This is a genomic window from Rhizobium sp. CCGE 510 (genome assembly GCF_000292525.1).
In the GTDB taxonomy this organism is placed as follows: Bacteria; Pseudomonadota; Alphaproteobacteria; order Rhizobiales; family Rhizobiaceae; genus Rhizobium.
Map to the genome: position 1 here is coordinate 1 of NZ_AEYF01000046.1, position 9,081 is coordinate 9,081.

A 9,081-nucleotide genomic window follows, 5' to 3' on the forward strand; every position below is an offset into this window, starting at 1 on the left:
CGATCGAGCCAAAGAAAAGATCTCTTTGGTTGGGTTTCAGGAAGTTAGCCCGAGCCAGCACAGGAAACTGGCCAACCAACCCCAATGTCGCCGACAAGACAAAGCCGACAGACGGTGTCGTAAGGGCATCACTTGCACCGCTAGGTCGACCGCGCGGCAGGGCGACCGCGACTATCAGCAGGATCAAACGAAGCTCCGAAAACTGGAGACAATCCTCATCTCCCAATTGTAACACCTTTCATCCTATAAAGCTAAGATCTGGAAATGCAGGGACATACAACCGCACTGGCTCCTGATCCTTCCACCTCCCGTGATTTCGCCCGGGTCGGCCTCACGCCACTTCGATCGACCGAAGGAAAGCAACGGTTCGGCCGAACATCCAAAATGGCATCGAACGCTTGGACGCCTTCTGAACATCGGGGCGAGCGCTGTTGTGCCCTGGGTCAGACGTGGCAAGAAGCGTTGACGTTTGAGCAACCCTTTGAAGGTGGAGATCCCGGGTTATTCACCTGGTGGATCAATGCCATACAAACAATTAATTTTACGAAGCCATGGGATGTTATTAAACACCTCGACTATGAATTGGGAATACCATGATGTTGCTCCACCGGAGAGCAGCCGAGGGCTAGGTCACAGACCTGGCCGATAAATGGAGACGAATATGGCCAACGTGGAAATGCAGAACGCGCTCTCGTCTACCCATCAAGTGCGAGCTCTGGGTCCTTTCTTCGCCTACTGCAAGAGCCTCGTCGCATTACACCGAATACCAGCCATAACCCGTTCGGGTCGCCACAAAAGCTGAACAACCACTATTCGAACTTCCCAATCCTTGCGTTCTCAAAAGTGAACGGAGCTGTGGGTATGCGAGATGGGGTGTTACTCGCCGCGAAGTCATACAGGGAATATGAAGGATCCAATATCATTTCAGCGTGAGCATTATGTTCAGCTCATCGGCGTCAGCATCGTTTTCAGAGCCAACGGCTTTACGAAGAGAACAGCAAGGATGTTAAGTATGGGTGAGGTAGTGAGCCTGGCGCTTTCGGAGCGGGGCTTTCGATCACCCTTTCGAAATTAACTTCCCACTTTTTAGGGCCCGGGCGGGTAAAAATGGAAGGTTTTGGCAAAGGGAATTAGAACGGAGAAATGTATACTGGTAAATGTTTCCGAACGAAGCACTTTGCCATTCCATATGCGTGAGTATCGGTACGGCTACGCAGATAAATCCATTGATGAAACTGTAGACTGCATTCTTGGAGCAGCCACCTGATTGCGGACGCGAGAGCCGTCGCCAGCAATCGCATGCTCTCAGCGGTAGATGAAGCGGGTGGCGTCCTAGTCTAGGGGGTGAAAGCTGAGCAGGTTCAATAAACTCGAAGCCCCAACATTTATCGGCTCTGGATGTGCGGCCTCCAATCCTGCCAGACCCTCAAACCACCTAGCGCAACGGGCTTCGGATAGATTTTCCGGCGCCGCCGTAACCATTAGATAATTCTGTGCAAACTTAAGAACGGCGAATAATGCCTGGCGAAAGACATCGGGGCCACCCTCCGGTTCTGGCCACCGAAAACTCGCCGCCAAACTTGGAGACATTCAGATGACAAACTCTCTTCCCGCAAAGCTGATGGTTGGCATTTTCGACCATTTGGACGAAGACGGCAGAGAGATTGCGCGCCAATATGAAGATCGGATGAAATTGGCAGAGGTTTGCGATCGCCTTGGCTTTTTTGGATATCACGTCGCAGAGCACCACTGTACCCCCCATGGTAGGGGACCTTCGCCGAATCTATTTCTAGCAGGCGTAGCTCAGCGCACGCAGCATCTTCGTCTCGGTCCGTTGGTTATGCTGTTGAACCTTTATCATCCGCTACGTGCGTTTGAAGAAATTTGCATGCTGGATCATCTGAGTGGTGGCAGGCTCGAGTTGGGCATGGGACGCGGCTCCTTACCAATCGAATGGGGCTTTTTCGGTATTGAGGAGGAGGTGGCGACATCGCGCTATCTCGAAGCCAGCGAGATCGTCATCCAAGCGATGAAGGGAGGAGCTCAAGCACTTTCCTACAAAGGCGACCACTTTGAACTAGACAAAGTCCCGTTGATGTTGAGGCCACACCAACGTCCTCAGCCTCCGACATGGATTACAACCAGTCGTCCTGAGGTTGCGCGCTGGGCGGCTGAGAACGATACAAATCTTGCCTGCGGGGGCCCTGCTTCGACTGTTCGCCAGATCACTGATGCCTACCGAGCACACGAGAGACATACCGCCGGGGGCAGGAAACGGGCGCCATTCCTTGGGTTGGTCCGAATGGTGGTGGCCGGCAGCACGACGAAGCATGCCATTTCGCTCGCGGCCCCGGCTTATCAACGGTGGCTTCGGAGCTTTAAGTTTCTGTACGAGATAAACGGGATACAGACTCCTCAGAACCTCCCGCCAGATTTTGATGCAGCAGTAGACTGTCAGTTGTGCGTAGTTGGTACTGCGGCGTCAGTTAGGCAAGATCTTCTCAATCATGTCGAGGAAGCAGGTGCTAATTATCTTCTTTGCCAGCTGGCGTTTGGCGATTTGCCATTGGAGGCTTCCTATTACACTGCAACGAGCGTTCACCCTGGAGTTATGGCTTAATCTGGACTGGCCTCAGGTTGCTTTCCGAGCACACAGAGTAAGTCTCTGTGGCCGCGCCCTCAAATCGGTTGAGGAGCGCCAAGGCGAATTCAGCCATCGCCGTAGGAACAACCGTTGTGGAAGGGCTGCATTATTGGATAGTTAAAAGATATGCGATTTAAGGGCCTCGATCTAAATCTCCTTGTCGCGCTCGATGCACTAATGATTGAGCGCAACCTTACTGCGGCGGCACGTAGCATTAACCTGAGCCAGCCCGCAATGAGTGCAGCCGTCCGCCGGCTCCGCTCCTATTTCCGCGATGAACTTTTTACGATGCGTGGTCGTGAATTTGTTCCAACGCCGCGTGCGGAAGACCTCGCGCCTGCGATTCGGGAGGCTTTACAGCATATTCGGCTCAATATCATATCCTGGGATAAATTTACTCCTGATCAATCAGATCGTCATTTCAGAGTAAGCTTGTGCGATTTCGTTACATTTGTTCTTTTTCAGAAGATACTGGAGCGTCTTGCGCGGGAGGCACCCGGCATTAGCTTTGACTTGCTGCCGCTTACTGACAATCCGGACGAGCTCTTGCGACGCGGCGACGTAGACTTCCTTATTAGCCCACCGTTATTCATGTCGAGCGCGCATCCTAAGATAGATCTATTTCAGGAACGACTGACTTGCGTCGGCTGCAGTAATAACAAACAACTTGAGGAAGCCCTTACTGCAGAGGAGTATTCATCAATGGGGCACGCGGTAGTTAGGTTCGGTCGGACGCAGCAGCCTACCATAGAAGATTGCTTCTTGCAGGAGCATGGCCTCAAAAGGCGGGTCGAAGTCGTTGTTTCAAGCTTTAGCATGATCCCCGCCGCCCTGATGGGCACTGATCGCATCGCAACCATTCCGTTACGATTAGTTGGGCTTTTTGAGGACAAGATACCGTTGCGGATGACTGCGCCCCCGATAACACTACCGATATTCACCGAGGCGGTCCAATGGCCGGTACTTCACGACAAAGATCCGGCAAATATCTGGATGCGAGATATAATGGTTCAGGAGGCAGCGCGATTGCCGTGACCATCTTAAAACCTAGGAAGCTGGGCTGCATTGGAATCGATCGACCCGCGACGTGCCCGATTAGCTGAATGCGGCACCACCTGTGACTGACCCGCAGGCCATTTTATCGACGAAGCTGAGCGCCGCGTCCGTCGCCGGTCGGCCGGCCTTCGGACGATTGGGCGACCTGCGGTCTAGCACCTTCGGCGGAAAAGCGAAGGGTGCTGGGGGACCACAATTGCTGGTATTGTTCGTTTCTGATGGTTCTTGGTTTTTGGTGGCATCCGCCAAGCTCGGACGCTGCTCCTACGTAAGCAGGGACGGAGGCCTCGGGAATGTGGCCAGTGTTCGCGTTTAACCGCTTCACAGGCGATTGGATCGCCGACTTCTAAACTAGTTTATGATAGCAGCCTTTCTAACCGCGGCTTCCTCAGCGATCCTATGCGAGCGCCCCACTGTGAACTTTCATACGTTTGGGCTCTGAAACGCCTGTTTGGTGGGTGCAGTATCATGACTTTCGGCCTCGGCCGCGAATTCTCCGCGTTAGTTGAACTTGTTCGGACTCCGTACTCAAGCAGGAACCTCCGTCAGGAACCGGATTATTGCAGCGAGCCATGTATTTTAGGTGCGTTGGAGGAAATCATATGGGAAGCTTCCTCAACCAATATCTCCCTAAACCAGATGCTCCCTGGATCGGCATTATGTAGCGCTGGCCATTGAACAGCTTCGGTGAAGACGGGAAGCGGTAACGGAAGGTTGATGATCCGCAAAGGGAAAGTACTTTCGTAATGCTCGACTAAGCGAAGCGGTAGGTTAGCTATGCGTTTCGTGCCGCGCAGGACTGATGGTATTAAGCTAAACCCTTGCACGACGACCTCCACCCTCCTCTGAATCCCATTCTCGAGCAAGAACCAGCCCTCGACCGATGGCTTCAAAAAGCGCCCAAACGCGGCAGCGACGTGTCCCATGGAAACATATTGCTCGATCGTCAGCGCTGAAGGTAGGTCCACGTTTGTCGAACAGGCTACGCATACAAATTTCTCTGTGAACAGCTTTGCGCTCGGGTGTGCGCCCGAGAGAAAAAATTCAGGCAGGATGAGGAAATCGACGTCACCGCGGCTAAGCATTTCGTACGGATCACTATCTAAAGGCAGCAACTCGAAGCTGACTCCGGGCGCTTCTCGAGCAACGCGCTCAATGATTTTATTGAAGTATATCAGCATCATGAAATCGGACAGAACTATTCTAAAGCATCTGTCAGACTTCGACGGGTTAAATGGCTCCCAAGAGATGATTGAGCATTGTACTTGCAAGAGAGTTTCGCGCACTGCCGAGGCAAGTCCTTCGGCACGTGGCGTCAGCCGAAGTTCTCGACCATTCATTGTAAACAATTCGTCGCGGAAATAGTCTCGCAGCCTGCCAATGGCGGCACTCATGGCTGGCTGACTTAGATTGATACTACGTGCGGCAGCCGTTAGGTTGCGCTCGGTCGTGAGCGCGTCCAGTGCAACGAGCAGGTTTAGATCAAGGCCCTTGAAACGCATCTTTAGTCACATCCAAACAACGGGTATTTTATATCCAAACAATCAATTTTTCCAGTACAGAACCTTCCAGCCTAGATCTAATGAAGGTTCGTCAAAACGGCTTAGGTTAGCTGGATGATCTATTAAGTAGCGTGCATAGTTACGATAGACGTTATAGTTGCAGATAGTCTAATTTAAGTATGGAAAGGCGCCTTAGCAATAGGCGATGTGGAGCAGCGTCACCGAGCGACATGACATTCGGAACGCTAGTGAACGGAATGGGCGGAAATAGGTTCATCATATCGCGACACCGGAGGGGCTTTGGTGATTGTCTATGGTCGCTCGCGGCGGTCGGGCGCTATGCGCAACGGATGAGCCGCACGCTGGCTATCGACGGGCGGGGCTCCTTCTGTTTGGAGTCGGTTCAAGATATTGGTGGCGTGCCGGTAATCTGTGATGAAAAGATCAACGCGCCTGAAGGCGCTTGAGGAAGAGCCGACATGTTCACGAAGAAGTTGGAGCGCGGCCGCTTCATCTGGCCGTCGGCAGTCGACGGCAGATCGGAACGCATCCATTGGACGGATGAGTTCCATCCAAACAAATGATTTCACCAGCTTATACCGGTGCCACTAAAAGCGCTCTAACAGGTGCGTATCAAGTAGTTGCTCTGTCGACGCCTGGACAGAGTATTAAGTGGAGGTCTAGGTATGAGCCCTCAGGTGCGGTGGAAAGTGTGCTGGGAAAACGAGTTGGAGCTCTCTGACCACACGGAGCTCGCAGATTTCTTTCGGAAGACCTATGGGCCAACTGGAGCTTACAACGCCCTTCCATTCGAAGGTGCTCGTAGTTGGTCAGGAGCTAGGCCCGAGCTTCGCGTAATAGGCTATGATGCGCACGGTGTGGCCGCTCATATGGGGTTGTTGCGTCGTTTCGTTCGGGTTGGCGAGGTCGATCTACTCGTATGCGAGCTTGGATTGTGGGGCGTGCGTCCAGATCTTGAGGGGTACGGCATTAATTCAATGCGCATTGTTTACCCAGTGCTGCAGCAACTTGGCGTTCGGTTTGCGTTCGGCGGTGTTCGGCAGGCGTTGCGCAACCTTGTTCTCAGGCTCTGCCGAAATGGTCTTGCGACTGTTTTGGAAGGGGTACGCGTGCGATCCACCCTCGCCGATGTTTATCTCAACCTCCCTCCGACGCGCTGTGAAAACGTAATTCTGGTAGTATTCCCAATAGGATGCTCAATGAGTGACTGGCCATCGGGGACCTTGATCGAGCGGAATGGCCCTGAGCTATGAAAGAGCATGGTCCCATAGCTGAAGCTATCCGAAGAGACGGTGGCAGCCCAGTGATCGGTGCGTATTGGACCCCTCATTATCTACAAGACGCCGTTATGTCGATCCGCATTTCCTCTTCCGAAGAAAGAACCTAACCTTGGTCACGGCCTCTCTTTGATAGGTGACGGAGTCGTTAGGTTTGGGTCGCCCGTGCACGCGTCTGCAACGGCTGCCCGATCTTCCAAAGCATGCTTGTGTCGATCTCAAGCTCGACTCCCAACTTGCCCGCACCTGTGACCACGGTAGGATAAGCAAAAAGGGCGGTGTCAATCAGGACGGCGATCTTCTGGAGACCGAATGGTGATACGCTTCCTGACGGGTAGCCGAAGAGATCCAGTACCTGTTCTTTCTGAGCCAGTTCGGCTCGTTTCCATCCATACGTGCCAGCAACCGCTTTCATGTCGATCTTTGCAGGTGACGGCAGCAAAACGGCACAAAGGTGGCGTCCAGGATCCAATCGGCGCATCACATCGTCTGCTTGCTGCTCCGCAACAATCATTGTCTTTGCAACGCGTCCGACGGGAAGGCCGATAGCAGAGGCTAAATCTGAAGGGGATGTAATAGGGGTGGCGAAATCACTATATCGCCACAATCGTACCGTCGACGCTCCGATCTGGTGCAGTTCAGCAAGTACGTTCGGATGAACATCCAACATAGTCGTTTCCTTCCGTTTCATATGGTAGGACGATCGAGCATGGCTGTTTGCGACTGCGAGTACACCCGGTTCGCTCCAAAAGTTGCCTAATGCGGCGGCGACCCTCGTCACCAAAAATACTGAAGTAAGCCTCCAGGCACTTATCGCTGCCAAGCATGAAAGGAGCATCATATTTGGTGATATGCCGAATAGCCAAGGCTGGAACCGGCGTGTCGAGCGGTCGAAACATCCTATTGTGCAACCCAGGTTCCGGGCAACCTGGATAAAATTCACCGATCATGAAACCTTCCTGAATGAAGTCGGGTTTCAGCCGTTTCTGCAGTTGACCTATCATGTTGATCTCTCCTTCATCCTGAATTCCAGGAAGGGCAATAATAATCGCCTTATAGATCCAGTCGCCCGTTCGATCGTTGAAGGACATAACGGGTTTCATCTGGCTGAAGACGGCGAGCATACGCGCCATCTCATTTTCAATTTCGTCAACTGCAACCACTTGCGACGCGGCAATCCGTAAGAGTCCCTTCGTCAGAGCTTCGGGAACGAAAGGGCAAACGCTCCCGTCCCGACCCAAACGAGGATGCGGATTGGAGAGGAAGTCCGAGGCATACCGAGCAAATTTCTGAAGAGCTGCGTTTGTATACTCATCGTAGGCATTGTATCCGGCATCAATGTTCTTTTCCAGAATTTCGCCCACTGTCATCAATGGACCGATCGTCCCGAACGGTTGGCTGTAATCTGTCCAGACCTCTTTAGTCATTTCGGATCCCTCGTTCGAAAAGCCACACGTTCAAAACGGAAGGTCGGGCTCTTTCATGCCAGCTCGGGCGGCGGGCGAGCTGGGTCGGGGGCCAACTAAGAGACCGACCTTCCATCGGAAGCGAAGCTCCCGAATTTTTTGATAGCACTGATAGTTACACTTGTGTAACTGTTTTTTTAAATGGATGTGAAAACAAGAGCGGGGGCTCGTGCACCCTGAAGGTCAGTCGCACGACCGCCAAGAACTCTATATTCGTCGTAGTTATAAAAACATACATATGATAAATGTCGCCGCGATGGGATCCGGTAACAGGCTTTGGGTGAAAACAGAACGACCCATTGCGCAGAGGCGTGGCCGTGGCGAAGACAACACGAAGAGTAATATATACGCCAGAACAGATCGACGTCGGCGTAAAGCATAAGCTTGAGAAAATTGACTCGTTTTTGTCAGATCTCTTTAGCGAAAATTCCGAAGAAAAACTTTTCCTGAGGAACATTCTTGGGTTGCTGCTTAAAGTATATCATATGCATGCTAATAACAGACCCATGACGAAAATGCAGGCGTGTCGCTATCTACCTTTTAAAAACCAGACTGTCTGCCAAAAGTATGTCGAGGCAGCGCATCTGCGTGGGTTCATCGACATCACTCGGGACAAAACGGACAAACGGCGTCTGATTGTTGTTCCAAAAGAGCCGTTGGTTGTCTATGTCAATGAATATATAGCTAACTTCCTTGATGACTGCCGTAGAGCGATTGACAGTGCCGCTCAAGTAGCTACGCTTCCTGAGGAAGGAATGGCAACGGCACGGTCTTCATCTATTAATAAATCGCCAGCGTCTTCTGGAGCACCTGTGGGTTCCTCTCAAAAGAGAGCCGATCTAAAAGCCCAGGCAATTTTAGCGAGTTCTGTTGTGGGGAAGCAAAAGTAAGAAGCCGTCTCGCGCGCGATTAGCCTTTCATCAATCAAATGTCCCCTCCGTATACAAGCTTCATCGAGCTAACCCACTTCGCCCAGCCGGCCAGGCGGCCGGTGCAGGCGCTGCTACGGGGGAGCGGCTGTAATCGTCGTTTCTGCCAGGAAACCGCGCGGGAGGTTCGGCGGCGTCCTCAGGCGCATACCTTGGCATTTACGCTGTCTTGACCTGCCACTGAAT

At 52.5% G+C, this 9,081-nt stretch carries 8 protein-coding genes and 1 pseudogene; 5 read left to right on the forward strand and 4 right to left on the reverse strand.

All coding sequences use genetic code 11. The features are described 5' to 3' along the window. Positions 1-187: hypothetical protein (locus RCCGE510_RS35405; RefSeq protein WP_210162161.1), on the reverse strand; the 187-nt coding region annotated here is incomplete at its 3' end. Positions 188-1,594: 1,407 nt separating this feature from the next. On the opposite strand from RCCGE510_RS35405, the gene RCCGE510_RS28225 reads away from it, so the two are divergent. Continuing rightward, positions 1,595-2,620, forward strand: a complete 1,026-nt coding sequence (locus RCCGE510_RS28225; protein WP_007635948.1) for an LLM class flavin-dependent oxidoreductase — start codon at positions 1,595-1,597, stop codon at positions 2,618-2,620. A gap of 150 nt (positions 2,621-2,770) precedes the next feature. Further along, positions 2,771-3,679: a transcriptional regulator NodD3 gene (gene nodD3 / locus RCCGE510_RS28230; RefSeq protein ID WP_007635949.1), complete on the forward strand. Its 909-nt coding sequence runs from the start codon at positions 2,771-2,773 to the stop codon at positions 3,677-3,679. 578 nt (positions 3,680-4,257) lie between these two features. On the opposite strand, the gene nodD2 is transcribed toward nodD3, so the two are convergent. After that, complete coding sequence (gene nodD2 / locus RCCGE510_RS28235) at positions 4,258-5,202, reverse strand: transcriptional regulator NodD2 (protein ID WP_007635950.1); 945 nt, start codon at positions 5,200-5,202, stop codon at positions 4,258-4,260. Between the two features lie 230 nt (positions 5,203-5,432). On the opposite strand from nodD2, the pseudogene RCCGE510_RS28240 reads away from it, so the two are divergent. Together RCCGE510_RS28240 and nodA are read left to right on the forward strand one after the other, a co-directional pair. Further along, a pseudogene (locus RCCGE510_RS28240) lies at positions 5,433-5,651 on the forward strand (nodulation protein NodZ); the annotation flags it as partial. 237 nt (positions 5,652-5,888) lie between these two features. After that, positions 5,889-6,476, forward strand: coding sequence for a nodulation N-acyltransferase NodA (gene nodA, locus RCCGE510_RS28245; RefSeq protein ID WP_004679687.1), 588 nt, complete (start codon positions 5,889-5,891; stop codon positions 6,474-6,476). A 172-nt stretch (positions 6,477-6,648) separates the two neighbouring features. On the opposite strand, the gene RCCGE510_RS28250 is transcribed toward nodA, so the two are convergent. Together RCCGE510_RS28250 and RCCGE510_RS28255 are read right to left on the reverse strand one after the other, a co-directional pair. Further along, positions 6,649-7,170, reverse strand: a complete 522-nt coding sequence (locus RCCGE510_RS28250; protein ID WP_037080095.1) for a YbaK/EbsC family protein — start codon at positions 7,168-7,170, stop codon at positions 6,649-6,651. Further along, a complete protein-coding gene (locus RCCGE510_RS28255; protein WP_007635960.1) occupies positions 7,139-7,927 on the reverse strand; it encodes a DUF6875 domain-containing protein in 789 nt (262 codons plus the stop codon). The genes RCCGE510_RS28250 and RCCGE510_RS28255 overlap by 32 nt, the downstream gene beginning before the upstream one ends. Positions 7,928-8,283: 356 nt before the next feature. Here RCCGE510_RS28255 and RCCGE510_RS34890 point away from each other — a divergent pair, with 356 nt between their 5' ends. Beyond that, complete coding sequence (locus RCCGE510_RS34890; RefSeq protein WP_157179951.1) at positions 8,284-8,856, forward strand: hypothetical protein; 573 nt, start codon at positions 8,284-8,286, stop codon at positions 8,854-8,856. Positions 8,857-9,081 lie beyond the last annotated feature (225 nt).

Excerpts from the sequence above, each read along its gene's own strand:
- nodD2 (WP_007635950.1), bottom strand. The coding sequence starts at position 5,202 with ATGCGTTTCAAGGGCCTTGATCTAAACCTGCTCGTTGCACTGGACGCG.
- nodD3 (WP_007635949.1), top strand. The coding sequence starts at position 2,771 with ATGCGATTTAAGGGCCTCGATCTAAATCTCCTTGTCGCGCTCGATGCA.
- RCCGE510_RS28225 (WP_007635948.1), top strand. The coding sequence starts at position 1,595 with ATGACAAACTCTCTTCCCGCAAAGCTGATGGTTGGCATTTTCGACCAT.
- nodA (WP_004679687.1), top strand. The coding sequence starts at position 5,889 with ATGAGCCCTCAGGTGCGGTGGAAAGTGTGCTGGGAAAACGAGTTGGAG.
- RCCGE510_RS28250 (WP_037080095.1), bottom strand. The coding sequence starts at position 7,170 with ATGTTGGATGTTCATCCGAACGTACTTGCTGAACTGCACCAGATCGGA.
- RCCGE510_RS28255 (WP_007635960.1), bottom strand. The coding sequence starts at position 7,927 with ATGACTAAAGAGGTCTGGACAGATTACAGCCAACCGTTCGGGACGATC.